25 protein-coding genes and 1 pseudogene are annotated in these 23,948 nt (G+C 72.8%); 17 read left to right on the forward strand and 9 right to left on the reverse strand.

Annotated elements, in window-relative coordinates; all coding sequences use genetic code 11:
• Positions 1-86: 86 nt before the first annotated feature.
• The gene (locus A4V12_RS33160; protein WP_064073211.1) at positions 87-455 is read right to left on the reverse strand and encodes an SsgA family sporulation/cell division regulator; all 369 of its coding nucleotides are present in this window, start codon (positions 453-455) and stop codon (positions 87-89) included.
• Between the two features lie 160 nt (positions 456-615).
• Between A4V12_RS33160 and A4V12_RS33165 the strand changes: the two genes are divergently transcribed.
• The 5 genes from A4V12_RS33165 (at position 616) to A4V12_RS33185 (ending at position 5,567) form a co-directional block, all read left to right on the forward strand.
• Positions 616-1,779, forward strand: a complete 1,164-nt coding sequence (locus A4V12_RS33165) for an energy-coupling factor ABC transporter permease (RefSeq protein ID WP_079137559.1) — start codon at positions 616-618, stop codon at positions 1,777-1,779.
• Position 1,780: 1 nt separating this feature from the next.
• The gene (cbiQ, locus tag A4V12_RS33170) at positions 1,781-2,542 is read left to right on the forward strand and encodes a cobalt ECF transporter T component CbiQ (protein ID WP_064073212.1); all 762 of its coding nucleotides are present in this window, start codon (positions 1,781-1,783) and stop codon (positions 2,540-2,542) included.
• On the forward strand, positions 2,539-3,300 hold the full coding sequence (locus tag A4V12_RS33175; RefSeq protein WP_107415574.1) for an energy-coupling factor ABC transporter ATP-binding protein: 762 nt from the start codon (positions 2,539-2,541) through the stop codon (positions 3,298-3,300). The genes cbiQ and A4V12_RS33175 overlap by 4 nt, the downstream gene beginning before the upstream one ends.
• A 45-nt stretch (positions 3,301-3,345) precedes the next feature.
• Entirely contained in the window at positions 3,346-4,515 is a 1,170-nt protein-coding gene (locus A4V12_RS33180; RefSeq protein WP_234372433.1) for a serine hydrolase domain-containing protein, read from the forward strand.
• 218 nt (positions 4,516-4,733) lie between these two features.
• Entirely contained in the window at positions 4,734-5,567 is an 834-nt protein-coding gene (locus A4V12_RS33185; protein WP_079137560.1) for a helix-turn-helix transcriptional regulator, read from the forward strand.
• A 129-nt stretch (positions 5,568-5,696) separates the two neighbouring features.
• On the opposite strand, the gene A4V12_RS33190 is transcribed toward A4V12_RS33185, so the two are convergent.
• The 4 genes from A4V12_RS33190 to A4V12_RS33205 form a co-directional block, all read right to left on the reverse strand.
• The gene (locus A4V12_RS33190; RefSeq protein WP_064073214.1) at positions 5,697-6,128 is read right to left on the reverse strand and encodes a DUF6003 family protein; all 432 of its coding nucleotides are present in this window, start codon (positions 6,126-6,128) and stop codon (positions 5,697-5,699) included.
• A gap of 94 nt (positions 6,129-6,222) precedes the next feature.
• Positions 6,223-7,074: an EamA family transporter gene (locus A4V12_RS33195; RefSeq protein ID WP_064073215.1), complete on the reverse strand. Its 852-nt coding sequence runs from the start codon at positions 7,072-7,074 to the stop codon at positions 6,223-6,225.
• Positions 7,071-7,556, reverse strand: coding sequence for a YbaK/EbsC family protein (locus tag A4V12_RS33200; protein WP_064073359.1), 486 nt, complete (start codon positions 7,554-7,556; stop codon positions 7,071-7,073). Before A4V12_RS33200 ends, A4V12_RS33195 begins: the two co-directional genes overlap by 4 nt.
• Positions 7,557-7,681: 125 nt before the next feature.
• Positions 7,682-9,322 carry a penicillin-binding transpeptidase domain-containing protein gene (locus tag A4V12_RS33205; protein WP_064073216.1) on the reverse strand — a complete coding sequence of 547 codons (1,641 nt, stop codon included), beginning with the start codon at positions 9,320-9,322 and terminating at the stop codon, positions 7,682-7,684.
• Between the two features lie 644 nt (positions 9,323-9,966).
• Between A4V12_RS33205 and A4V12_RS37865 the strand changes: the two genes are divergently transcribed.
• The 5 genes and pseudogenes from A4V12_RS37865 to A4V12_RS40065 all read left to right on the forward strand — a co-directional run.
• On the forward strand, positions 9,967-10,371 hold the full coding sequence (locus A4V12_RS37865; protein ID WP_159028987.1) for a hypothetical protein: 405 nt from the start codon (positions 9,967-9,969) through the stop codon (positions 10,369-10,371).
• Between the two features lie 138 nt (positions 10,372-10,509).
• Complete coding sequence (locus A4V12_RS37870) at positions 10,510-11,730, forward strand: DUF7224 domain-containing protein (protein WP_159028988.1); 1,221 nt, start codon at positions 10,510-10,512, stop codon at positions 11,728-11,730.
• 44 nt (positions 11,731-11,774) lie between these two features.
• Entirely contained in the window at positions 11,775-12,308 is a 534-nt protein-coding gene (locus A4V12_RS33210) for a hypothetical protein (RefSeq protein WP_234372434.1), read from the forward strand.
• Positions 12,305-13,048, forward strand: coding sequence for an ABC transporter ATP-binding protein (locus tag A4V12_RS33215; protein ID WP_064073218.1), 744 nt, complete (start codon positions 12,305-12,307; stop codon positions 13,046-13,048). The genes A4V12_RS33210 and A4V12_RS33215 overlap by 4 nt, the downstream gene beginning before the upstream one ends.
• An 85-nt stretch (positions 13,049-13,133) precedes the next feature.
• A pseudogene (locus tag A4V12_RS40065) lies at positions 13,134-13,567 on the forward strand (helix-turn-helix domain-containing protein); the annotation flags it as partial.
• Positions 13,568-13,586: 19 nt separating this feature from the next.
• On the opposite strand, the gene A4V12_RS33220 reads toward A4V12_RS40065, so the two are convergent.
• From A4V12_RS33220 to A4V12_RS33230, 3 genes are all read right to left on the reverse strand, one after another.
• Positions 13,587-13,832, reverse strand: a complete 246-nt coding sequence (locus A4V12_RS33220; protein WP_064073219.1) for a hypothetical protein — start codon at positions 13,830-13,832, stop codon at positions 13,587-13,589.
• Entirely contained in the window at positions 13,832-14,008 is a 177-nt protein-coding gene (locus tag A4V12_RS37875) for a hypothetical protein (RefSeq protein WP_159028989.1), read from the reverse strand. The genes A4V12_RS33220 and A4V12_RS37875 overlap by 1 nt, the downstream gene beginning before the upstream one ends.
• 398 nt (positions 14,009-14,406) lie before the next feature.
• Positions 14,407-16,140, reverse strand: coding sequence for a dolichyl-phosphate-mannose--protein mannosyltransferase (locus A4V12_RS33230; protein ID WP_064073220.1), 1,734 nt, complete (start codon positions 16,138-16,140; stop codon positions 14,407-14,409).
• A 72-nt stretch (positions 16,141-16,212) separates the two neighbouring features.
• Here A4V12_RS33230 and rsmI point away from each other — a divergent pair, with 72 nt between their 5' ends.
• The 7 genes from rsmI (at position 16,213) to A4V12_RS33265 (ending at position 23,248) form a co-directional block, all read left to right on the forward strand.
• Positions 16,213-17,091, forward strand: coding sequence for a 16S rRNA (cytidine(1402)-2'-O)-methyltransferase (gene rsmI, locus A4V12_RS33235; protein ID WP_064073221.1), 879 nt, complete (start codon positions 16,213-16,215; stop codon positions 17,089-17,091).
• Positions 17,092-17,219: 128 nt separating this feature from the next.
• Positions 17,220-17,630, forward strand: a complete 411-nt coding sequence (locus A4V12_RS33240; protein ID WP_064073222.1) for a hypothetical protein — start codon at positions 17,220-17,222, stop codon at positions 17,628-17,630.
• Between the two features lie 28 nt (positions 17,631-17,658).
• Complete coding sequence (locus A4V12_RS33245) at positions 17,659-18,528, forward strand: TatD family hydrolase (RefSeq protein ID WP_064073223.1); 870 nt, start codon at positions 17,659-17,661, stop codon at positions 18,526-18,528.
• 96 nt (positions 18,529-18,624) lie between these two features.
• Complete coding sequence (locus A4V12_RS33250; RefSeq protein WP_350498037.1) at positions 18,625-20,112, forward strand: ubiquitin-like domain-containing protein; 1,488 nt, start codon at positions 18,625-18,627, stop codon at positions 20,110-20,112.
• The gene (rsmA, locus tag A4V12_RS33255) at positions 20,109-20,972 is read left to right on the forward strand and encodes a 16S rRNA (adenine(1518)-N(6)/adenine(1519)-N(6))-dimethyltransferase RsmA (RefSeq protein WP_064073224.1); all 864 of its coding nucleotides are present in this window, start codon (positions 20,109-20,111) and stop codon (positions 20,970-20,972) included. Before A4V12_RS33250 ends, rsmA begins: the two co-directional genes overlap by 4 nt.
• Entirely contained in the window at positions 20,969-21,874 is a 906-nt protein-coding gene (locus tag A4V12_RS33260) for a 4-(cytidine 5'-diphospho)-2-C-methyl-D-erythritol kinase (protein WP_064073225.1), read from the forward strand. Before rsmA ends, A4V12_RS33260 begins: the two co-directional genes overlap by 4 nt.
• A 48-nt stretch (positions 21,875-21,922) precedes the next feature.
• A complete protein-coding gene (locus A4V12_RS33265; protein WP_064073226.1) occupies positions 21,923-23,248 on the forward strand; it encodes an acyltransferase family protein in 1,326 nt (441 codons plus the stop codon).
• On the opposite strand, the gene A4V12_RS33270 is transcribed toward A4V12_RS33265, so the two are convergent.
• Complete coding sequence (locus A4V12_RS33270) at positions 23,249-23,893, reverse strand: lipoprotein (protein WP_064073227.1); 645 nt, start codon at positions 23,891-23,893, stop codon at positions 23,249-23,251. It abuts the gene before it with no gap.
• Positions 23,894-23,948: the final 55 nt, after the last annotated feature.

Consider the following 23,948-nt stretch of genomic DNA (forward strand, 5'->3'; position numbering starts at 1 on the left):
GCCGCCCCGGTCACGCGCCCGGCCCGCGGTGGGGACGGCGGACGGGCGCGGACGGCACGCCGCCGCCGCGTCGCGCCCCACCCGGGCTAATGGGTGACGGGCGACGTGGTGGCGGCGTACGTGCGCCGCAGGAACCGCAGCAGCGCCGAGGAGTCGAACTGGACCACGGCCACGCCCTCGGGGGCGTGGAACTCCACGATCGTCTGGACCCGGCCGCAGGGCCAGATCCCGATCTCCCCGCCGCGCGCGGGGGCGCGCAGGCCGGATTCCAGCAGGGTGCGCGGGAAGCTCCACTCGGTGCCGCCGGGGAAGCAGAGCCGTACGGTGGCGGGCTCGGCGGCCCGCCCGGTGGCCGGCTCGAAGCGCACCGCGACGGGGACGGGGCGGGAGAGAGGGCCGTCGGTCACGATCAGGGCCTTGGTGCGGACTACGACGCCTTCCTCAGCGGGGTACATGGGCCGACTCCTCACGCTCGCCTCATTTGTCTCTAATGTCCCACCATTCCGTGGTGTGCGCCCGCCCCTGCTTCTGTGATGTGGACGCTCTTGCAAGTGGTTCGCAAAAGGACCCATCATCAGAGCCGTTCCTGTCCGCCTGTCCGAAAGCGGTCCCCGCATGCATGTTCCCGACGGATTCATCAACGCGCCCGTCTCCGCGGCCGCCGGTCTCGCCGCCGCCGGCGCCGTCGCGGCCGGCCTGCGCGGGGCGCGGAGGGAACTCGGCGGGTCCGCCCTCGCCGGGGGCCACGGGGCGGAGCGGACCGCGCCGCTCGCCGGTCTGGTCGCCGCGTTCGTCTTCGCCGTGCAGATGCTGAACTTCCCGGTCGCCGCCGGGACCAGCGGACACCTGCTGGGCGGGGCGCTCGCCGCGATACTCGTCGGCCCCTGGACGGGGGTGCTGTGCATCGCGGTCGTCCTGCTGATGCAGGGCGTGCTCTTCGCCGACGGCGGGCTCACCGCGCTCGGCGTCAACATCACCGTCATGGGCGTGGTCACGGTCCTCGTCGCGTACGGGATCTTCCGCGGCCTGGTCAAGGTCCTGCCGCGCTCCCGCCGGTCGGTGACCGTCGCCTCGTTCGTCGCCTCGCTGGCCTCCGTACCGGCCGCGGCTGCCGCGTTCACGCTGCTCTACGCGGTCGGCGGCACCACCGACGTTCCCGTCACCAAGGTGCTCACCGCCATGGTCGGGGTCCACGTGCTGATCGGCATCGGCGAGGCGCTGATCACGACGGCCACCGTCGGCGCCGTCATCGCCGTCCGCCCCGACCTGGTGTACGGGGCCCGCGGTCTGACCGCGCCGCTCAAGCTGCGGGTGGGCGGCCGGCTCGTGGACGCCGTGCCCGTCGCCCCCGCGCCCGCGGCGGTGCCCGCCGCCCGGTCCACCAGGACGGTCTGGATCACCGGTCTGGCCACCGCGCTCGTGCTGGCCGGTGTCGTCTCCTTCTACGCCTCCGCCAGCCCCGACGGCCTGGAGAAGGTCGCCGCCGACCAGGGCATCGACAAGAAGGCCGAGGAGCACGCCGCCGCCGACTCGCCGCTCGCCGACTACGGCGTCAGCGGCCTCACCGACGCCCGCCTGTCCGGGGGGCTGGCGGGCACCATCGGCGTGGGCGGGACCGTCCTGGTCGGCACCGGCGTCTTCTGGGCGGTCCGCCGCCGCGACGGCGCCCGCCGGGGCGAGGGCTCCGGCGAGGGCGTGCGCGCCGGCGCCCGTGACGCTGTGGGCGAAGGCGCCCGTGACGGTGTGCGCGACGGCGCCCGCGACGAGGAAGCCGTCTGAGGTGGGCGCCGGCCACACCCACAAGCTCTACCGGCACGGGCACTCGCCCGTGCACCGGATGCCGCCGCACTGCAAGCTCGTCGCCGTCCTCGGCTTCGTCGTGGTCGTCGTCTCCACCCCGCGCGAGGCGGTGTGGGCCTTCGCCGCGTACGCCGCGCTGCTCGGCGCGGTCGCGGCGGTCGCCCGGGTGTCGCCCTGGTTCGTGCTGCGGCGCCTGGTGATCGAGGTGCCGTTCGTGGCGTTCGCCTTCCTGATGCCGTTCGTCGTGCCGGGCGAGCAGACCCGGCTGCTGGGCGTCGAGGTCTCCGTCCCCGGGCTGTGGGGCGCCTGGAACGTCCTGGCCAAGGGCACCCTCGGCGTCACCGCCTCCGTGCTGCTCGCCGCCACCACCGAGCTGCGGGCCCTGCTGCTCGGCCTTCAGCGGCTGAAGCTGCCGCCCCTGCTCGTCCAGATCGCCTCCTTCATGATCCGGTACGGCGACGTCATCACCGACGAGATGCGGCGGATGTCCGTCGCCCGCCGCTCGCGCGGCTTCGAGGCCAGGGGCGTCCGGCACTGGGGGGTGCTCGCCAAGTCGGCGGGCGCCCTGTTCATCCGCTCCTACGAGCGCGGCGAGCGCGTCCACCTGGCGATGGTCAGCCGCGGGTACACCGGTTCCATGCCGGTCCTCGACGAGGTCACCGCCTCCCGGGCGCAGTGGTGCTCGGCCGCCGCCCTCCCCGTCACCGCCCTCCTGATCCTCCTCCTGGGATGGACGCCATGAGTCTCAGTTTCGTGCCGTCGCTCGACGTCCGCGGCCTCGCCTACGCCTACCCCGACGGCCACCAGGCGCTGTTCGGCGTCGACCTCACCGTCGAGCGCGGCGAGCGGGTCGCCCTGCTCGGCCCCAACGGCGCCGGCAAGACCACGCTCGTGCTCCACCTCAACGGCATCCTGACCGGCGGCGCCGGGACGGTGACCGTCGCCGGCCTCCCGGTCGCCAAGGCCAACCTCGCGGAGATCCGCCGCAAGGTCGGCATCGTCTTCCAGGACCCCGACGACCAGCTGTTCATGCCGACCGTCCGGGAGGACGTCGCCTTCGGCCCGGCGGCGGCCGGACTGCGCGGCCCCGAGCTGGAGGCGGCCGTGCACAAGGCCCTCGCCCGCGTCGGCATGCAGGAGTACGCCGACCGGCCCCCGCACCACCTGTCCTTCGGGCAGCGGCGGCGGGTCGCGGTGGCGACCGTCCTCGTCATGGAGCCCGAGATCCTCGTCCTCGACGAGCCGTCGTCGAACCTGGACCCGGCCTCCCGCCGCGAACTCGCCGACATCCTCCGCTCCCTGGACGTCACCGTCCTGATGGTCACCCACGACCTGCCGTACGCGCTCGAACTGTGCCCCCGCGCGGTCGTCCTCAGCGAGGGCGTCATCGCGGCCGACGGCCCGACCGGCGACCTGCTCGCCGACGACGAACTGATGCGCGAACACCGGCTGGAGCTCCCCTTCGGGTTCGATCCGACCCGGAAGCCGGCCACCCGGTAGGGCGTTGCACCATGGGGTGGACGATCGCGTAAGGAGCGTGGAAGCGTGGACGAGCAGGGCATCCGGGGCACGGTGCAGCCGGGTTTCGAACCGGTCAGGGACGCGTTCCTCCGCAACTTCCGGCACCGCGGCGAGCGGGGCGCCGCCGTCGCCGTCTACCGGGACGGCCGCAAGGTCGTCGACCTGTGGGCGGGCACGCGGGACGTCGACGGCACCGCCCCGTGGGCCGTCGACACCGCCCAGGTGGTCCGCTCGGCCACCAAGGGCGTCGCCGCCGCCGTACCGCTGCTGCTGCACCAGCGCGGCCAGCTCGACCTGGACGCGCCCGTCGGCACCTACTGGCCGGAGTTCAAGGCGGCGGGCAAGGAACGGGCGCTGGTACGGCACCTGCTGTCGCACCAGGCGGGCGTCCCGGCCCTGGACCGGCCGCTGACCCCGGCCGGGGCCGCCGACCTCGCCGCGGCGGCGGACGCAGTCGCCTCCCAGGCGCCCGCGTGGGAGCCGGGCACCGAGCACGGCTACCACCCGCACACGTACGGCTTCCTGCTGGGCGCCCTGGTCCAGCGCGTCACCGGCCGCACCCTGGGCCGCTGGGTCGCCGAGGAGATCGCCCGCCCGCTCGGACTCGACCTGTGGATCGGCCTCCCCGAGGACGAGGCCCACCGGGCCGGCCGCATCGGACCGGTCGCGGAACCGGCGGACGGCGGCGCGCTGAAGCTGCGCCCGAAGCGCTCCGTCGCCGACGCCTACGCCGACCCCGGCTCGCTCACCCGCCGCGCCTTCGGCGCCGTCGACCCGGCCCCCGACGAGAACGACCCGGCCTACCGGGCCGCCGAACTCCCCGCCTCCGCGGGCATCTCCACCGCCCGCGCCCTCGCCCGCTTCTACGCCGCGACACTCGGTCCCGTGGACGGCCACCGCCTCTTCGCGCCGGCGACCCTCGCGATGGCGCGCACCGAGGAGGCGGCGGGCCCCGACCGGGTCCTGGTGGTCTCCACCCGCTTCGGCCTCGGCTACATGCTCCACGGCCCCGCGTGCCCCCTGCTGTCCCCCGGTTCCTTCGGTCACCCCGGACGCGGCGGCTCCCTGGGCTTCGCCGACCCGGAGTCGGGCATCGCGCTCGGGTACGTCACCAACGGGATGCGCAAGGGCGTCACGGCGGACCCCAGGGCGCAGGCCCTGGTGCGGGCGGTCAAGGCGGCGATCGGCGGGTAGGGCGCACGGGAGACCGGCGAGGAGGCGCACGGGATGCACGGGACGGCGGTACGGAATGCCCCGGGCGGGGCCCACGCGCGCGTGGGCGCGCCCCGCACGACCCGGCTCAGGCCGTGCGGAGCGCGCTTCTCGTGGGAGGTCGTTCTCGTCGGCGGGTGGGGATCCGTCACGCCTACGATGGCAGCGGGGCCGGGGCCGTTCCATGGGGAGAACTGCGTATGGACTGCGGAGGGGCCGTGCCGTACCTGAGGCAGGAGGACTACGAGCGGATGCTCGGTCTCGCCGTCGCCGTCCTGGAGAGCCGGCGGCCCGAGACCGTGTGGCGGTTGATCGCCCAGGAGCTGCTGAGGACGCTCGACGGTTCCGTGCTGCTCATGAAGGACGAGGAGTGGACGCCGTCCAGCGGCACGGTCAGCGCCTGGCTCCGGGACGCCTCCGCCCCGGTCGAACCGGCGGGGGCGACGGCGGGGCTGGTCCGGTCCGGGTACCCGTTCGCGGCCCACTACGGCCGGCACACCGACCGCGAGCCGCGGACCGCCGCGCAGCTCGCCGGGGACCGCGCCTGGCGGCACAGCGGGACGGCGAGCGCCCTGCGCGAGTCGTTCGGCACCCGCCACATGCTCGGCCTGCCGCTCCCCGGCGGCGACGACGGCGCCGTCCGCGGCTTCATCGTCCACCGCGACGGCGCCGACTTCGACGCCCGGGACCTCGACTACGCCGCCCGCGTCCAGCCCCTCCTGGCCGCCGCCGCGGCCCAGTGCCGGCTGCTGGGCGGGCTGCGGGGCACGGGCGGCCCGGAGCCGGAACCGGAGGCGGTCGCCGGCGGCCTGACGCCCCGTGAGACGGCCGTCCTGCACACGCTCGCGGAGGGGCTGCCCGCCACGGCCATGGCCCGCCGCCTCGGGGTCTCGGTGCGGACGGTGCACAAGCACCTCCAGAACCTCTACCGCAAGCTCGGCACCGCCGACCGCCTCGGTACGGTCCTGCGCGCCCAGGAGGCGGGCCTCCTCCCGTCGGTCCCCCCGTCCGCACCGGCCGGCCGCCCGCGCTGAACGCCCCGCGTCGGCCCCGGTGTTCCCGCGGCCGCGCGTCCGCCTCCCGCGGGCCGGTGCCGGCCGGGGCCGGCTCACCGCAGCGGACCGATCCCGACCCCGGCCACAGCCGCCCCCCTCGTCGTGTCGTCAGGAGGAGCCCAGGCCGTACTCCGCGACGGTGGCGGGGTCGAGGCCGGTGAGTTCGACGACGCGGTGCCGGGGGACACCGGCGGCCAGCGCCTTGCGCAGCAGCTCGTCCCGGCCCTCCGCGCGGTCGCGGTAGTCCAGCAGTTCCGCCTCGATGCGGGCCACGGCGTCCGGGGCACCCGCCCGGCGGACGCGCTCCAGCTCCTCCTCGGTCAGCGGCACGGGAAGCCGCTCGGCGCCCTCGGGGATGAACCCGGTCTCCTCCGGGGGCAGCACCCGCACCTCCCGCGAGCCGGCCGAGGCGCCCTGGGCGTCCAGCCAGGCCCGTACGGCGGACGTCTCCAGGCATTCCAGGCCGCCCACCACGGGCAGCGGGACGCCCAGCGGCGCGGCCGGGTCGGTGGCGAGGAAAAGGTACGCGTCATCCGTCATCGTCGGTTCACTCTCCGCGGTCCAGGGGGTGGCACCGATCCCCTACCCCCGCGCGCCGCGTTCAGCGACACGCGTTCACCCGCGTGCGACGGTCTCACCCCGTGTGCAGCATCAGCCCGATGCCCAGCACCATGAGGCCGGCCGCCGCGATCCTCGGGGCGCCGAAGCCCTCCTTGAAGAACACGGCCCCGATCGCGGCGCCGACGATGATGGAGGACTCGCGCAGGGCGGCGACCGGGGCGAGGGGCGCGCGGGTCTGGGCCCACAGGACCAGCGCGTACGCCGAGATCGCCAGGCCGGCGCCGAGCAGGCCGAGGGCGGCGTGCGGGCGCAGCTGGGCGGCGAGGGCGCGGCGGCGGCGGTGGAGGGTGTACGCGGGGATCGCGATGCCCTGGAGGAGCATCAGCCACGCGACGTAGCCCAGCGGTGTGCCGGAGGCGCGCACCCCGACGCCGTCCACGACCGTGTAGCCGGCGATCGCCAGGCCGGTCGCCAGGGCGGCGGCGACGGCAGGCAGGTTGGGGCGGCGGCCCGCGCCGCGCAGCCCCCACGCGGCGAGGGCGACCAGGCCCGCGCAGGCGACGGCCACGCCGGTGAGCTGCCGCCCGTCGGGCACCTCGCCGACGAACGCGGCCGCCAGGGCGGTGACCACCAGCGGTGCGGTGCCCCGCGCGATCGGGTACGTCTGGCCGAAGTCGCCGAGCGTGAAGGAGCGCATCAGCAGCGCCATGTAGCCGATGTGCAGGGCGGCGGAGAGCAGCAGGTACGGCCAGGCGGCCGCGGCCGGCACGGGGACGAAGCAGGTCACCACCGCGGCGATCAGGGCACCGCCGCCGGATATCAGCGTGAAGGACAGCAGTTGGTCCTTCAGGTGGTGGGCGATCGCGTTCCAGCCGGCGTGCGTCACCGCGGCCAGCAGGACCGCCGCCGCGACCAGCGGTGTCACGCCGGCCGCTCGCGCACGTCGGCGAGCGTGGCGCCCGCGTGGGCGACGAGCGCCGCCGGGGCGAGCGGGAACACGGTGTGCGGCGTCCCGGCCGCCGCCCACACCACGTCGTGGCCGAGCAGCGCCCGGTCGGCCAGCACCCGCGTCCTGGTCACGTGCCCGAAGGGCGGTACGCCCCCGATCGCGTACCCCGTCGTCTCCCGTACGAGGGCGGCGTCCGCCCGGGTGACGGCGGCGGCGCCCAGCTCGCGCCGCACCAGCTCGACGTCCACCCGGGACGAGCCGTCCATCAGGACGAGGACCGGCACGCCGTCCGCCGCGAACACCAGCGACTTGACGATCTCGGACGGGTCGCAGCCGATCGCGGCGGCGGCCTGGGCGGCGGTGCGGGTGGCGTCGGGGAAGCGGCGCACCTCGACGTCGTGCAGGCCGAGCGCGCGCAGGGCCTCGGCGAAACGCGGGTGGGCGAGTGAAGCGCTCATGGCCCGCACGCTAGCGGTGGTTGTACCGGCCACGCGAGTGTGTTCCGCAGCGTGGGCACCGGGGCGCGCGGCGCCCGTCCCGCCGGGACCGCACCGCCCGCCCCCCCCGCCCGCGCCGCCCGCCGTCACCGGGCGTTCAGCACCGAGGCGACGAGCGGGCCGGCCGCGTCCCCGCCGTGGCCGCCCGCCTGGACGACCGCCGCGGCCGCGAGGTCGTCGGCGAACCCGGCGAACCAGCTGTTGGAGTCGGCCTGTCCGCCGACCTCGGCCGAACCGGTCTTCGCCCCCTTGTCGCCGCCGACCCCGGCCATCGCCGCGGCGCCCGTGCCGCTGGTCGCGGTGGCCCGCATCATGTCGCGCAGCTGCCGGGCCGCCGAGCCGTCCAGGCCGCGGGCGGCGGTGGCGATCTCCCGGTCGTCCAGGTCGCGCGGCACGATGACCGGCTGCTTGAAGGAACCGTGCTTCGCGGTCGCGGTGATGGACGCGACGTTGAGGGCGTTCATCTGGATCGTGCCCTGGCCGATGTACTGGGCGGCCGCCTCGCCGCCGGTCTCGGCCGGCACGGCACCGTCGAAGGTGGCCACGCCCGTCTGCCAGTTCAGACCGATGCCGAAGACGTCGCGGGCCTCCCTCCCGAGCGCCGCGTCGTCGTCGACGTCGTCGATCAGCTTGATGAAGGCGGTGTTGCAGGACCGCTTGAAGCTCTCCTGGAAGGTGCTGCCCGCGGGGAGGTCGAAGTGTTCGAGGTTGTGGAAGGTACGGCCCTGGTACAGGACCTCCTTCGGGCACTCGGCCGGGCGGTCCGCGGCGACCAGGCCCTTCTCCAGCAGGAGCGCCGCCGTCACGATCTTCATCGTGGAGCCGGGCGCCTGCTTCCCGGCGAGCGCCGCGTCGAACGCGTCCCCGCGGTTGTTGGCCACTGCCCGTATCTCGCCGGTCGACGGCCGGACGGCCACCACCGACGACCCGCCGTACCGTTTCACCGCCCGCTCGGCCGCCGCCTGCACGTCCGCGTCCAGCGTCGTCCGCAGTTTGCCCGGCACGCCCTTGACGAGCGTCAGCAGCGTCCGGTCGGCCGCGCCCTCGCCGGTGGCGTCGATCCACGTCTCGATGCCGGGCTTCCCGCCCGCCTCGGCCCCGTACTTCTTCCGCAGCTGGTCCAGGACGGACTTCAGCGACGGGTACTTCTCCGGTGTCAGCTCCACGCCGGCGTGGTCGACGGCCCGGACCGGCGGCGCGGCCGCCTCGCCGGTGCGCAGCACCGCGCCGTCGGTCAGGTTCGGGTGGATCACCGACGGCGCCCACTTCACCAGCGGCAGACCGGTGGTGACGCCCCGTACGACGGTGAGCCGCGAGGCGTACGCCAGCCGCTTCGACACCCCCTCGTACGTCACCGTCGCGTCCACGGTGAAGGGCACCTCGGCCCCCGCCGGCGCGCCCGGCGTGATGACCGCCTTCGACACGTGCGCCTGCCCGCGGAAGCCCGCGAGGGCGGGTGTCGCGGTGGCGGCGTCGTCGGTCAGGTCAGCGGCCGCCGCCGCGTCCCCCGCCGCCCACGCGGCCAGGAAGTCCTTCGCCGTCCGCTCGACCTCCCCGGCGGTCACCGGCCCGGAGCCGGCCTTCCGCGGCGCCGCCGCGGACCGGGTGGTGGCCCCCTCCGCCCCGCCCGTCATGTCGTCGTAGACGGCGTACGCCCCGTACCCCACGCCACCGGCCACGACGGCGAACACCGCGCCGACGACGGCGACCTTCGCCCCACTGCGCATCGTGCAGTCCCCCTCCCCAGGAGCGGCTTGAACGCGTTCAAGCTCCTCACCGGCGCCACCCTACGGGACACGAGTGGCAGGGGGGACGGCTGTTATCCGACCGGAACCTCAGCGGGCGGTACCCGCCATCACACCCACGTATCCAGCCACATCCGGTCGCGCCAGTCCTCCATCGGGATCGACTGGCCGGTGTACAGGGGCCAGAGGTGGATGAAGTCCGCGCATTAGGGGCGACCGGGGGGCTTGACCAGGACGGTTGCGCCTCGGCTGGGCCGCGTTGGGCCTCCTGGGCCGCCCGGGGGGCCGTGCTCCGGCTTAATCCGGAGTCGTTGACATGGCCGGAATAGTGGGGCGAGATCGGTGGTTTGCCGATTTTCTGACGCAGAACGACCGGATCTGTAGCAAGCCGCCTATACGAGAGTTGAGCGGTCTCCCGCGAAATTGTTCGAAGACATCTTGCCTGATAGTCTGCGCGGCACGAGGTGAAGTTAGTTTCGCTGGCCTTGTATTGACGATGCCTGGGGGGGCGTGATGTTTGCTTCGCTTAATAACACATCTGTCTTTCCTGTTCCCGTCAATTTCTATGTGTCGCCAGGAAAGAGGATTTCGTGAGGAATAAGGCCCGCATTGGTTCCATTGCCGGCATGTCATCTGCGCTGGTTCTTGCCCTCGCCCCCGGGGCCGAGGCGCTCGTGTGGACAAGCAGCATTAACGACGGCAGTCCTGGGTTTGAATCCCGGCGCTGGAGCGATCAGAGCTACTCCCAGATTCAATTCTATGACTGCTCCAATCGCAGCACAACTGGCACCCCTGACAGTGTCGATGTTCAAATATGGCGCGACATCTCGCTTCAGCCTGACGACGCTTACGACAACAAAACTTTCACCGCCTGCTACGGCGCCGGTGCAAGCAATGGCGAGTGGACTGATCTTCCCGCCACAACCGTCACCGTTTATTTCCAGCTCATGAAGGTCGGCAGTACGACAAGCCCGGGCTTTGCGACTGTTGATGTCGGCTACCTGTCTGTCGACACAACTAAGGCCGACTAAACTCTTAGTGCAAACGGTGAGGGGCGACCCGTGCGGTCGCCCCTCACTGCGGTCTTATACTGAACTTGTAAGAGAGTCCTGATGAGATTTCGCACCAGCTTGCGCTCCGGCGCCGTTCGGTGGGCAACCCCATTCGTTTTGCTGCTGACGCTGCTCTATTATTTCGCGGGTGAGAGTGCGCCGCTCGCTGTCTTCCATGGTTATGCTCCCGCTCTCGTCGCCGCTCCCCTGATGACGCTGTACGCGCTCGCCTATGCGGTGGCTGCCGGTCTGGCTGCCTGGGAGAGCGGGAGACTCACGAGCAGTGGGGTATGGGCCCTCGCGGCAGGGCGCTCGCGTTTTCATGTAGCGGCCAACGCTCTGCTCCCCGTGTTCCTGCTCTCCTGGGCTGTGCTGATCGTTCCCGTCAGCCTCTCGCTGGCCCGGACCACAACCTTCCCAACAGTCGACAGTTTGCGCCTTCTAGTGATGGCGCTCATTCTCTGCGTTGCTCACGCGGTTATCGGTTTTGGTATCGGTATTCGGGCGCCACGCGTGATCGCAGCGCCGATCGTGGCCGTTGTCGTATGGATCCTAGTCGCCTTTTCTCGCGCAACGCACCCCTATTGGCTTCGCCATGTGTCCGGCCAGTATATGGATTTGGATTTCGGCGAGGTGCCCGGTATGGCTTCGCTCGTGGCGCCTATTTTGTTCGGCGGGGGCATTGCCCTGGGCGTTGCTCTTTTGTGGTTTCCCCTCAGGTGGCTATTGGTGAGAGTGGTGCTGGCCTGCATCGTCGCAGGACTTTGCACTTTCGGCGCCTACAACATCGTCAAGGACTGGGGCCATGATCCGCCGATGGTCACAGGGCAGGCTCCCATGGAATGCCTAGGCAATGCACCGAAGGTATGTATGCCAAAAGCCACATCAAGCACGCTGGGCACGGTACGGAAAGAAGCAGTATCCGTTCTGGATGACCTGGGCAGCAGGGGTGTGACCGAAACTCCCTCGGTCATAACCGATCGGCTGGCGGACGGACGTTCCGGACTGCCGTCGACCCAGAAAACTTGGCGTATCGGACTGACAGCCGCCGCCCAGCGTGACGAAGTTCGCTTTGAGGTGCTGACCGCTGCAGTTCGATTTCCCTGTAGGCGGGTCGACCCGGTCACGGGCCATGCGGCATGGCTATGGGCGGCTTCTGTGACAGGCGAGGAGAAAGCCTATCGCGCGCGCGTGGCGCAGGAGACGCAGACGCCGGACGCAGTCCGCGCTGAAAAGCAAGTGCAAGACATCGTCCAGAGAGTGTTGGCGCAGCCCGCAAAAGAGCAGGGAACCTGGTTTCGGCAGACCCTCATCAGCGCGTGCCGAGGCAACGCGTGATGTGGTGGCTCAAGGCGCGCCGCGTCCCTACCGTCCTGGCCGCGATGCTCGTGACCTTCGTCGTCCTTGTGTTCGTCGTCCAGAATACGTTTGTACTCCTGCCGTCTTTCACAGGTAGGAGCCAGGTAGCCCTTTCGCTTTTCGTACCCATACCGTTGATCGCGGGCCTGATGTTGTGTCTTGAGTCGCGGATTGCTCCGGCTGAAGACTCGGGAGTGCGCTCAGTTGCTCTGCTGGATGCGGCCCTGATTACCGCGGCCATTGGCACGGCCGTAGTCACGAGCGTGGTGGCCGGCTTGGTCCTCGACGCACCACAGGCTGGTACCGCGGGCCGTAACGCCCTTTTCCTCACCGGGCTGATGCTGTGCGGCCGTGCCGTGATGGGCCAGCGCGCGGTGATGATCCCTGTGGCGTGGCTGTTTTTCGTGGTCTTCATCGGCTTCCGACCCACAGGCGACCCTTATCCATGGACAATTGTCCCTGAACCAGCCGGTGCTCTTCATGCAGTTGTCGGCGCGGTGCTGGCATTCCTCACAGGGACCCTAGTGCAGCTGTATACGTCAAGGAAAATGTCATGACTCTTGAACTGGTCTCCTGCACCTACGGCTACCGACGGCGACGGCCTCCCATCTTGCAGGACTTCAGCTACCGCCTCCCTGACGGGCTGACGGTTCTGCTCGGCCCCAACGGCGCGGGCAAGTCGACGCTGCTCAAGCTCGCGGCAACAGTCATCGCCCCTCGCTCGGGCGCTGTGACCCTCGGTGGCACCGCCGGAGGCACCAAAGCCTTCCGTAAGGCTGTGGCTTGGATGCCGCAGGACATCGTTCCCATGCCGTCCCTGTCCGCACGTGAGTACGTCGCCTACGTCGGCTGGCTCAAGGGAATGAACCGCAACGATGCCTGGCATCAGGCGCGCCGGGCTCTCAATCGCGTAGGGCTCGCGGACCAGGCCGACACCAAGACCCACCGGCTCTCAGGCGGCCAGCTGCGCCGCGTCGGTCTCGCTGCGGCTCTAGTACACGACGCCCGCGTACTTCTGCTCGACGAACCTACGGCCGGAATGGACCCCCACCAGCGCCGCGTATTCCGCGACATCTTGAACGGCCTCATCACAGAGGGCGTGCAGGTATTGCTGTCCACCCACGACGTCGCCGACCTCGCCGAGGAGGCCGACCACGTCACCGTCCTCCACGGGGGACGCATCCTGCAGGACGGCACGATTGATGCCTTCTTGGCCCACACCCCGCCTGGTACCGTCTCCGGTCGCGCCGCAGAAGGGGCCTACACGGCTCTACTGACGCGCCATGGCGCGGCCTGAGAGGTCGTTACTGACTTCGGCTCGTCAGGGTGATCTCTCCTGAGGTCCCTGCTGTGCCTGGCGTGGTGGCTGTATCCAGTGGTGTGTGAGGTATGCGGATGGTGGCGGGCCGACTCCTGCCGGTCGTCAGCGCCGGGAGTCGGTACGACTGCAGGCGGCCGAGCTGTTCGAGCAGCAGTTCAAGCCACCGGAGGTTGCCCGACGGCTGAGAGTGAGCCGAAACTCGAGCCTGCCAGTGGCATCAGATGTGGAGCGACGGCGGCGGGCGGGCCCTGGCGTCCCGGGGTCCGAGCGATTCGCGGTGCCGTCTGCCCCCGTTCCTGGAGAAACTCGTCGCGTATCTGGAGCAAGGGTCAGCCGCGCATGGCTGGGTGGAGGACCATGTGTGGACCGGGGCACGGGTGGCCACGGCTGCTCGGCACGAAGTTCCACGTCTCCCACAGCGTCTCCGGGGCCACCCGGTTGATGCACCGGTTCGGCTTCAGTCCGCAGATCCCCGCCCGAAGCACATCTCGACGCCGGAGGTAAAAGAACAAGCTCAGCCGGTGTAGCTGAGCTGTAAAACAGTGACGACCTTCGTTTGGTGACCCATCAAGAGAACGGCTATTGCACGTTCGGTCGTGAGAGTGCGGACGATCCCGTCGTCCTCCCCGTATGGTTCCGCCGCCGCGAGACGGTCGTCACAGGCGGCAGCGAGGGCTTGGGAGAGCTGGGCACTGGCATCCAGCGGCATGGCGTCGTGGACGGCTTCCGTGTCCGAGCCGTAGTTGAGACGGAAGGTCATCAGGCGACGCCACGCGTCCGTGCAGTGGCGGCTTCCTCACGGATGCGCTCAGCCACGTCGATCCACTCTCCGGGGATCTCGCCTGTTTCTTCCTCGGCCCGCGCCAGCTCCCGGCCTCGCGCGGCAGCCGCAGCCATGCCGGCCGCGACGGTCTGCCACTTCGCGAACACATTCACGATCTCGTGAACCAGGGCGCGCTTGATCTAGCTGAGTAACCGCTGCTTCGCGGACGGGCTGCTCAGCGCCGCGCAGATGATCCTTCGGGTCTACGGTACGCGGGGCTCATGTCCGGCGTCAGTTCTGTCGGGCTGCTGGCGCACCACTTTGCACCACCCACGGCGGTAAATCACGGTCAACGAAGGACAAGACTGGGCGCCTCCTGCGCGGGGACCGGCGGCCGGGCCGTAGGACACGGGACCCCATGGACTTCCGTCCTCGGCGTTTCAGCAGGTCACCCCACCTCGCCGGGGCCGTCTGCGGGCCGTCCGAGGGGGACCAGCGACGGCCACTAACGACCAACAACGACCGTCATGGCGCAACGGTGGTCCGCCGCGCCATGACGGCGTCAGCCCTGTTAGACCCAGGTGTCGAGCCACATCCGGTCGCGCCAGTCCTCCATCGGGATCGACTGGCCGGTGTACAGGGGCCAGAAGTAGATGAAGTTCCAGATGATGAGGAGCACCAGCACCCCGGCTCCCACCGCGCCGATCGTGCGGCGGCGTTCGGCCGCGGCGTCGGTGCCCGGGGGGCCCAGGAGGGCGCCGATCATCAAGGCCACCGCCAGGCACAGGAACGGCACGAAGACCACCGCGTAGAACAGGAAGATGGTGCGCTCCTGGTAGTGGAACCACGGCACCCAGCCGGCCGCGACGGCGCAGGCGATCGCGCCCGCGCGCCAGTCGCGGCGGAAGAACCAGCGCCACAGCACGTACAGGAGCGCGAAGCACGCCGCCCACCACAGCAGGGGCGTGCCGATCGCCAGCACCTCGCGCGCGCACTTCTCCGCGGTGCCCGCCGGGCAGCCGTCCCGGCCCGCCGCCGGGTCCTCGTAGAAGTAGGAGACGGGCCGGCCCAGGACGATCCAGCTCCACGGGTTCGACTCGTAGGTGTGCCCCGACGTCAGGTTGACGTGGAAGCCGTACACCTCGGACTCGTAGTGCCACAGGCTGCGCCACCAGTCGGGGAACAGCCACGACCACGAACTGTCCCTGCCCTCGGTGGTCGCCCAGTTCCGGAAGTACCCCTTGTCCGTGACGATCCAGCCCGACCACGACACGATGTAGGTGCCGATCGCCACCGGGACCGTCGACACGAACGCCGGCAGCAGGTCCCGCCGCAGCACGCTCTCGTACGGGCGGTAGGCCCCGGCCGTGCGGCGCGCGCCCACGTCCCACAGGACCGTCAGCACCCCGAACGCGGCCATGATGTACAGGCCGTTCCACTTGGTGGCCGCCGCCAGACCCAGCATCACGCCCGCCGCGATCCGCCACGGCCGCCACCCCAGGCGCAGCGTCCCGGCGACCACCGCGTCCGGCCGCAGCAGCCCGTCCGCGTCCACCGGCAGCGCGTCCGCGAGCCGCCGCCTCGACCGGTCACGGTCGACGAGCAGGCACCCGAACGCCGCCAGCACGAAGAACATCAGCACCTGGTCGAGGAGCGCCGTGCGGCTCATCACGAAGTGCAGCCCGTCCACCGCGAGCAGCAGCCCCGCCAGGCAGCCCAGGAACGTCGACCGGAACAGCCGCCGCCCGATCCGGCACAGCATCAGCACCGACAGCGTGCCGAGCACCGCCACCATGAAGCGCCAGCCGAACGGGGTGAACCCGAACAGGTGCTCACCGAGGCCGATGACCCACTTGCCGACCGGCGGGTGCACCACGTAGCCCGGGTCGGTGGGGACGGCCACCGCGTCGGGGTTCCGCAGGATCGACGCGTCGACGTCCTTCGGCCACGACCCCTCGTACCCCTGGTTGATGAGCGCCCAGGCGTCCTTGGCGTAGTACGTCTCGTCGAATATCACCGCGTGGGGGCTGCCCAGATGCCAGAACCGCAGCAGCCCGGCGACGAGCGCCACCAGCAGCGGTCCGCCCCACGCCGCCAGCCGCCACAGCCGCGCGGCCACCGCGGGCGGTGCGCCGAGCACCGTCCACACCCGGTCCGAGGGGCGGGCGTACGGGGGCACCAACCGCTCGCGCAACCCCGTCACCGGCCGCGGTACGTAGCCGAAACGGCGCAGGCGCTGCTGCCACGGGGGCGGCTCTTCCCCGGCGGCCTGCCCGCGCAGGGCGTCATGAGCAGTACTGGTCACCGCGCCATCGTAGGGAACGCGCCTGTGCGAGTCGCCCGTCCGGGCTGCGAGGATGGCCCCGTGACTGGAACGGTGACCGGAACGCTCGTACTCGCAGGAACCCCGATCGGGGACGTCGCGGACGCCCCGCCGCGCCTCGCCGCCGAGCTGGCGGCCGCCGACGTGGTCGCCGCGGAGGACACCCGGCGGCTGCGCCGGCTGACCCAGGCGCTCGGCGTCCACACCACCGGCCGGGTCGTGTCGTACTTCGAGGGCAACGAGTCGGCGCGTACGCCCGAGCTGGTCGACGCGCTCCTGGGCGGCGCGCGGGTCCTGCTGGTCACCGACGCGGGCATGCCGTCCGTCTCCGACCCCGGCTACCGGCTCGTCGCCGCCGCCGTCGAGCGGGACATCCGGGTCACCGCGGTGCCGGGCCCGTCGGCCGTCCTGACCGCGCTCGCCCTGTCCGGGCTGCCCGTCGACCGGTTCTGCTTCGAGGGCTTCCTGCCCCGCAAGGCCGGCGAGCGGCTGTCCCGGCTCCGCGAGGTCGCGGGCGAGCGGCGCACCCTCGTCTACTTCGAGGCCCCGCACCGGCTCGACGACACGCTCGCCGCCATGGCCGAGGCGTTCGGCGCGGACCGGCGGGCCGCCGTGTGCCGGGAGCTGACCAAGACCTACGAGGAGGTCAGGCGCGGCGGCGTCGGCGAACTCGCGGCGTGGGCGGCCGAGGGCGTGCGCGGGGAGATCACGATCGTCGTCGAGGGAGCGCCCGACACCGGGCCCGCCGACCTCGGCGCGGCCGAACTGGTCCGCCGCGTCCGGGTGCGCGAGGAGGCGGGGGAGCGGCGCAAGGAGGCCATCGCGGCGGTCGCCGCCGAGGCCGGCCTGCCCAAGCGGGAGGTGTTCGACGCCGTGGTCGCGGCGAAGAACGCGCCGGCCGAAGGCCCCCCGGCCGGTGAAGGACTATCGTGAAAGGCAGAGACCAGACCGTGCGGCAGGCCTCCGGGTCGGGGAAGCGTCAGGACCGGTCCCTCTTTCGGCAGGCGCCTGCGCACTCCCGCCCGTGAGGGCGTCCACCGGTGCGGTGGAAAGGAGCCGGCATGAGCGAGACCACGAGCACCCCGGTCGGCCATGAGGCATATGCCTTCGCCTGCATGAACTGCGGGTACGGCTGGGAGCAGGCGTACGACATCGAGCACCACACCGACATCAGCGGCCACGCGTTCATCGTCTACAAGGCCGACGGCCGCCGGGTGCCGTCACCGCTCTCGGACCCGACCTGCCTGAACTGCGGGCGGCACCGCGTGCGGATCATGCGGGCCGGCCAGGTGTCCTCCGTGCTCGACCTGCTCGCCCGGTACCAGGCCGAGCCCTCGAAGGGCTCCGTCGGGTCCGCCGGGCCGTCCGCCGGGCAGGAGCGGTCCGCGGCCGGCGCCACGCAGGCGCCACCGGCCAAGGAGCCGCACCACTGGCACCTGTCCGACCTGATGCACGCCTTCCACCGCAAGTAGCGCCCGGCCCCTTCCGTACGATCGGGGCATGAGTTCCAAGGACGCTCCGCCGCCGCTGCCCGAACCCCTCGGAGTGCCGGTCGCCGATTCCCACACCCACCTGGACATGCAGTCCGGCACCGTCGAGGAGGCCCTCGCCAAGGCCGCCGCCGCCGGGGTCGACACGGTGGTCCAGGTGGGCTGCGACCTCAAGGGCTCCCGCTGGGCCGCCGAGACCGCCGCCGCGCACCCGCAGGTGCACGCGGCGGTCGCCCTGCACCCCAACGAGGCCCCGCGGATCGTGCTGGGAGACCCCGACGGCTGGTCGCGGCAGGGTGCCCGCGAGGCGGGCGGCGACGCGGCGCTCGACGACGCGCTCGCCGAGATCGACCGGCTCGCCGCCCTGCCGGAGGTCAAGGCGGTCGGCGAGACCGGCCTCGACTTCTTCCGCACCGGCCCGGAGGGCATCGCCGCCCAGGAGCGGTCCTTCCGCGCCCACATCGAGATCGCCAAGCGGCACGGCAAGGCGCTCGTCATCCACGACCGCGAGGCCCACGACGACGTCCTGCGCATCCTCGCCGAGGAGGGCGCCCCCGAGCGGACCGTCTTCCACTGCTACTCCGGCGACGCCGGGATGGCGCGGATCTGCGCCGACGCCGGGTACCACATGTCCTTCGCCGGGAACGTCACCTTCAAGAACGCCCAGCCGCTGCGCGACGCGCTCGCCGTCGCCCCGCTGGACCTCGTCCTGGTCGAGACGGACGCGCCGTTCCTGACGCCCGTGCCGTACCGCGGACGGCCCAACGCCCCGTATCTCGTTCCGATCACGGTCCGGGCGATGGCCCGGGTGCGGGGGATCGACGAGGAGGCCATGTCGACCGCGATCGCCGTCAACACGGCGCGCGCCTTTGATTACTGACCGATAACGGGCACCGGCCGCCCAGGGTAGCGACGCGACACTGCGTAGTCGAGTCGCTTTGGAGAGTGACCGGCCCTCCGCTAGGGTCCCGGCCTCGTGAGCAACTCCCAGGGCAGTCACCGTGCCGCCACCCGGGGCGGACGCCGCACCGCCGTGGCGCCCGCGCCCGGCCCGGTCGCCGGCGCGGGGTACACGGAGTGGGACGTCACCCTGCCGAGCCCCGCGCCCCCGCCCGGCCCCGCGCCGGTCGCCGTGTACCGGGCCGTGCCCCGCCGGCCGGCGGCCGGCGCCCCGGCCGGGACCGCGCCGGGCCACCCGGCCGGCCCGGCGGCCGGTGCCGTCACCGCCACCGCCGGCGCCGCCACGGCCACCGCCATCGCCGCCCCGGCCGGCGTCGACCACGAGGCGCCCACCCTCACCGCGGTGCCCACCGGCGGCCGCGCCCAGGCCCGCCGGGCCGCCCGCCGCCGCCGGGCAGCCGGGCCCGCCGGCCCCGAGGGACTGCGGCGGCTCGTCCCCCAGGCCCTCGTCGTGGCCTTCCTCGCCGGCGGCACCAGCGCGTTCGTCGCCGACGACAAGGCCGTGCGGCTCAGCGTCGACGGCGTACCGCGCACCCTGCACACCTTCGCCGACGACGTCTCCGAACTCCTCGCCGACGAGGGACTCGCCGTCGGCGCGCACGACCTCGTCGCCCCCGCCCCCGGCCAGGCCCTCGCCAGCGGCGACGAGGTCGTCCTGCGCTACGGCCGCCCCGTCACCCTCACCCTCGACGGGCAGCGCCGCCGCGTCTGGACCACCGCCCGCACCGTCGACGAGGCGCTGCGCGCCCTCGGGGTCCGCGCCGAGGGGGCCCACCTCTCCGTGTCCCGCTCCGCCGCCATCTCCCGCGGCGGCCTCGCCCTCGACGTACGCACCGAACGCACCGTGACCTTCATGGCCGACGGCCGGGAACGCACCATCCGCACCAACGCCGCCACCGTCCGCGAGGCGGTGGACCAGGCGGGCATCACCCTCAGCGGCCGGGACACCACCTCCGTACCGCCCGGCAGCTTCCCGCGCGACGGGCAGACCATCACCATCATGCGGATCACCGACACCCGGGAGGTCCGCGAGGAACCCATCCCCTACGGGGTCGAACGGGTCGACGACCCGACCCTCTACAAGGGCACCGAGATCGTCGAACGCCAGGGGCGGCCGGGTTCCCGCCGCGTCACGTACTCCCTGCGCATGGTCAACGGCGTCCAGCAGAGGCCCCGCAAGATCGGCGACGAGATCGTGCGGGAGCCCGTGGACCGGCGGGTGCTGGTCGGCACCAGACCGATGCCCGCCTCCGTCGACGGCGCCGACGACCTGGACTGGGAGGCCCTCGCCCAGTGCGAGTCCGGCGGCCGGCCCGACGCCGTGGACTCCTCCGGCACCTACGGCGGGCTCTACCAGTTCGACCCCGGCACCTGGCGCTCCCTCGGCGGCACCGGCGTCGCCCAGGACGCCTCCGCCGCCGAACAGACATACCGGGCGAAGAAGCTCTACGTGCAACGGGGGGCGAGCCCGTGGCCGCACTGCGGCCGTAGGCTGTATCGGTGAGCACCACTGACCCCGACGCCCTCCTCGGCCCCGCCGACATCCGTGAACTGGCCGCCGCGCTGGGCGTACGCCCCACCAAGCAGCGCGGCCAGAACTTCGTCATCGACGCCAACACCGTCCGGCGCATCGTCCGCACCGCGGAGGTCCGCCCCGACGACGTCGTCGTGGAGGTCGGGCCCGGGCTCGGGTCGCTGACCCTGGCGCTGCTGGAGGCCGCGGACCGGGTGACCGCCGTCGAGATCGATGACGTCCTGGCGGGCGCCCTGCCCGCCACGATCGCCGCCCGCATGCCGGCGAAGAAGGACCGCTTCGCGCTCGTCCACTCCGACGCCATGCACGTGGAGGAGCTGCCCGGCCCGCCGCCGACCGCGCTCGTCGCCAACCTCCCGTACAACGTCGCCGTGCCCGTGCTGCTGCACATGCTCGACCGCTTCCCGACCATCGAGCGCACGCTCGTCATGGTGCAGGCCGAGGTCGCCGACCGGCTCGCGGCCCGGCCCGGCAACAAGGTGTACGGCGTGCCGTCGGTCAAGGCCAACTGGTACGCCGAGGTCAAGCGCGCCGGCGCCATCGGCCGCAACGTCTTCTGGCCCGCCCCCAACGTCGACTCCGGCCTGGTGTCCCTCGTCCGGCGCTCCGAGCCGGTGGACACCACGGCGTCGAAGCGGGAGGTCTTCGCCGTCGTCGACGCCGCCTTCGCCCAGCGCCGCAAGACGCTGCGCGCCGCGCTGGCCGGCTGGGCCGGCTCCCCGGCCGCCGCCGAGGCCGCGCTGGTCGCCGCCGGCGTCTCCCCGCAGGCGCGGGGCGAGTCCCTCACCGTGGAAGAGTTCGCACGCATCGCGGAGGCCAAGTCAGCGTGACCGAGAGCATCACCGTACGAGTCCCGGCGAAGGTCAACGTCCAGCTGGCGGTCGGCGCCGCCCGCCCGGACGGCTTCCACGACCTGGCCAACGTCTTCCTCGCCGTCTCGCTGTACGACGAGGTGACCGCCACCCCGGCGGACGGGCTGCGGATCACCTGCTCGGGCCCCGACGCCGGCCAGGTGCCGCTGGACGCCACGAACCTCGCCGCCCGCGCGGCGACCGCCCTCGCCGGCCGGTACGGCGTCTCCCCGGACGTCCACCTCCACATCGCCAAGGACATCCCGGTCGCCGGCGGCATGGCGGGCGGCAGCGCGGACGGCGCGGGCGCCCTCCTCGCCTGCGACGCCCTGTGGGGCACCGGCGCCTCCCGGGAGGAACTGCTCGACATCTGCGCCGAGCTGGGCAGCGACGTGCCGTTCAGCCTCGTCGGCGGGGCGGCCCTCGGCACCGGCCGCGGTGAGCGGCTGACGCCGCTGGAGGTCGGCGGCACCTTCCACTGGGTGTTCGCCGTCGCGGACGGCGGCCTGTCGACCCCCGCGGTGTACGGCGAGTTCGACCGGCTCGCGGCCGGTACGGACGTCCCCGCCCCGGCCGCCTCGCCCGCCCTGCTGGAGGCGCTGCGCACCGGTGACACCGCGCTGCTGGCGGGCGCCCTCGTCAACGACCTCCAGCCCGCCGCCCTCTCGCTGCGCCCGTCCCTCGCCGGCACGCTGGCCGCCGGCACCGCCGCGGGCGCCCTCGCCGGCCTGGTCTCCGGCTCGGGCCCGACCACCGCGTTCCTGGTCAAGGACGAGGAGGCGGCCCGAACGGTCGCCGACGCCCTGCTCGCCTCCGGCACCTGCCGCACGGCCCGGGTGGCGACCTCCCCCGCCGCGGGGGCTACTCAGATCCGCACCTGAGTACGAGAGCGCTGACGCCGGTACGGTCCCGTCCGGGACCGTACCGGCATGGCAATCAGCGTCTCCGAGCTCGCCGCCCGCACCCCCGACACCCGCGACCGGTACATCGACCTGCTGCGGGTCGCGTCCCTGGCCACCGTGGTGCTCGGGCACTGGCTGATGGCCGCCGTCACCGCCGACGGCTCCGTCGGCAACCTGCTGGCCGTCGTCCCGCAGCTCCAGGTCCTGACCTGGGTGCTCCAGATCATGCCGGTGTTCTTCTTCGTCGGCGGCTTCTCGCACGCCCTGTCCTACCGCTCCCGCCCCGGCTACGCGGCCTTCCTGCGCACCCGGCTGCAACGCCTGCTCCGCCCCACAATGGTGTTCATCGGGGTGTGGACGGCCGCCGCGCTCGTCGTCCAACTCCTCGGCGGTGACGGCGGCCTGACCGGCGTCGCCCTGCGCCTGGTCGCCCAGCCGCTGTGGTTCATCGGCATCTACCTGGCCATGGTGGCCTTCACCCCGCCGCTGCTGAAGCTGCACGAGCGGTACGGATGGGGCGCCTTCGCCGCGCTGGCCGGGGGCGCGGCCCTGGTGGACGCGCTGCGGTTCGCGGCCGGGGTGCCGTACGTCGAGTTCCTGAACTTCGCCTTCGTGTGGCTGGCCGTGCACCAGCTGGGCTTCCTGCGGGCGGACGGCCGCGTCCGGGCGCCCGCGGCCCTGGCGGTGTGCGGTCTGGCGGGGGCGGCCGCGCTGGTGGCCCTCGGCCCGTACCCGCTGTCCATGGTCGGCATGCCGGGCGAGAAGGTCTCCAACATGGCGCCGCCCACCTTCGCGCTGCTGTGCCACGCCCTGTGGCTGGTCGGCGCGGTCGAGCTGCTGCGGGGGCCGGGCGGCCGGCTGGCCCGGCGCCCCGCCGTGTGGCGGGCGGTCGTCGCGGCGAACGGCGTCGCCATGACGGCGTTCCTGTGGCACCTGACGGCGATGCTCGGCGTGTACGGCGCGATGCTCGCGCTGGACGTGCCCCTGCCGGAGCCGGCGTCGGGCGCGTGGTGGGCGCAGGTGCCGGTGCGGCTGGCGGTCGCGGCGGCGGTGACCGGCCTGCTGGTCGCCGCGTTCCGCGCCGTGGAGCGGCCGCCGGCGCGGCGGGCGGTGCCGGGCGCCGGGGCGGGCGGCGCGGGTGCGGCGGTGCGCGGCGCGGGGGGCTCCGGTCCCGTCGCGGCGCTCGGCATCACGCTGTGCCTGTTCGGTGTCCTCGGCCTGTCGATGGTGGGATTCGGCGGCCTGCTGGAGGGGCGCTCGGCCGTGCTGGTCGCCGTCCCCGTCACCGCCCCGGCGGCGGTCGTCACGGCCCTGGCGGGCTGGCTCCTGGTGGAGCGGGCTGGCCGTGCCTGATCAGCCCGCGAGCGCGATGGTCCGCTTCGCCCGCTCGTAGGCGGGGAGCATCGCCCGGTGCTCCCCGGCGTCCAGCCCGCCCAGGTGCACCACGACGGCGCCCCGCGGCGTGGCGACGGCGAAGGCCCGCTCGGGCTTGGGCCCGTCGGTGAACTCGCCGCTCACCGTGAACGTCACCTCGGCGGCCGGCAGGGCGCCCGCGCGGGTCTGCGCGTACGCGGCCTTGGAGGCGCCCTTCTCGGCGCCGACGTACGCCTCCAGCACCTCGCGCGGCGCCGCCCCGGGTGCGTCGCCCGTCCAGACGCGGAGGAACCCGATGTGCCCGGCCGGCTTGGCGTCGACCTCGCACGAGAGGGTGACCGTGCCCTGCCGCGCCAGGGCGGCGAAGTCGGGGTCCTCGGAGACCGTCACCTGCTCGGCGGTCCACTCCGGCTCCGTCTCGAACGTCACGGGCAGCGGGCACGGCGCGCCCTTGCCGCCGATCGTGACGCCCTTCGCCGGTCCGGGGCCGCTCCCCGTCGCGGCGGTCGCCCCGGGCGCCTTGACGGAGGGCTTCGCCTCGGGCACCTCGGCCGCGCACGCCGTGAGCGCCATCCCGGCCGCCGCCACCACGACAGCGCCCCGCAGCTTCCCGTACCGCCTCATGACAACCCCGCCCCTGAGCCCGTTCGAACGCCGCACGCTACCGCACCCCCGCCGG

Origin of the sequence: Streptomyces noursei, assembly GCF_001646665.1 — a bacterium.
Taxonomy (GTDB): domain Bacteria; phylum Actinomycetota; class Actinomycetes; order Streptomycetales; family Streptomycetaceae; genus Streptomyces; species Streptomyces lavendulocolor.

What these genes read in the sequence shown, in the direction of transcription:
- A4V12_RS33160 (WP_064073211.1), bottom strand. Translation starts at nt 455, where the DNA reads ATGTACCCCGCTGAGGAAGGCGTCGTAGTCCGCACCAAGGCCCTGATC.
- A4V12_RS33165 (WP_079137559.1), top strand. Translation starts at nt 616, where the DNA reads ATGCATGTTCCCGACGGATTCATCAACGCGCCCGTCTCCGCGGCCGCC.
- A4V12_RS33175 (WP_107415574.1), top strand. Translation starts at nt 2,539, where the DNA reads ATGAGTCTCAGTTTCGTGCCGTCGCTCGACGTCCGCGGCCTCGCCTAC.
- A4V12_RS33185 (WP_079137560.1), top strand. Translation starts at nt 4,734, where the DNA reads ATGGACTGCGGAGGGGCCGTGCCGTACCTGAGGCAGGAGGACTACGAG.
- A4V12_RS33190 (WP_064073214.1), bottom strand. Translation starts at nt 6,128, where the DNA reads ATGACGGATGACGCGTACCTTTTCCTCGCCACCGACCCGGCCGCGCCG.
- A4V12_RS33200 (WP_064073359.1), bottom strand. Translation starts at nt 7,556, where the DNA reads ATGAGCGCTTCACTCGCCCACCCGCGTTTCGCCGAGGCCCTGCGCGCG.
- A4V12_RS33205 (WP_064073216.1), bottom strand. Translation starts at nt 9,322, where the DNA reads ATGCGCAGTGGGGCGAAGGTCGCCGTCGTCGGCGCGGTGTTCGCCGTC.
- A4V12_RS37865 (WP_159028987.1), top strand. Translation starts at nt 9,967, where the DNA reads ATGTCATCTGCGCTGGTTCTTGCCCTCGCCCCCGGGGCCGAGGCGCTC.
- A4V12_RS33210 (WP_234372434.1), top strand. Translation starts at nt 11,775, where the DNA reads ATGCTCGTGACCTTCGTCGTCCTTGTGTTCGTCGTCCAGAATACGTTT.
- A4V12_RS33215 (WP_064073218.1), top strand. Translation starts at nt 12,305, where the DNA reads ATGACTCTTGAACTGGTCTCCTGCACCTACGGCTACCGACGGCGACGG.
- A4V12_RS33220 (WP_064073219.1), bottom strand. Translation starts at nt 13,832, where the DNA reads ATGACCTTCCGTCTCAACTACGGCTCGGACACGGAAGCCGTCCACGAC.
- A4V12_RS33240 (WP_064073222.1), top strand. Translation starts at nt 17,220, where the DNA reads ATGAGCGAGACCACGAGCACCCCGGTCGGCCATGAGGCATATGCCTTC.
- A4V12_RS33245 (WP_064073223.1), top strand. Translation starts at nt 17,659, where the DNA reads ATGAGTTCCAAGGACGCTCCGCCGCCGCTGCCCGAACCCCTCGGAGTG.
- A4V12_RS33265 (WP_064073226.1), top strand. Translation starts at nt 21,923, where the DNA reads ATGGCAATCAGCGTCTCCGAGCTCGCCGCCCGCACCCCCGACACCCGC.
- A4V12_RS33270 (WP_064073227.1), bottom strand. Translation starts at nt 23,893, where the DNA reads ATGAGGCGGTACGGGAAGCTGCGGGGCGCTGTCGTGGTGGCGGCGGCC.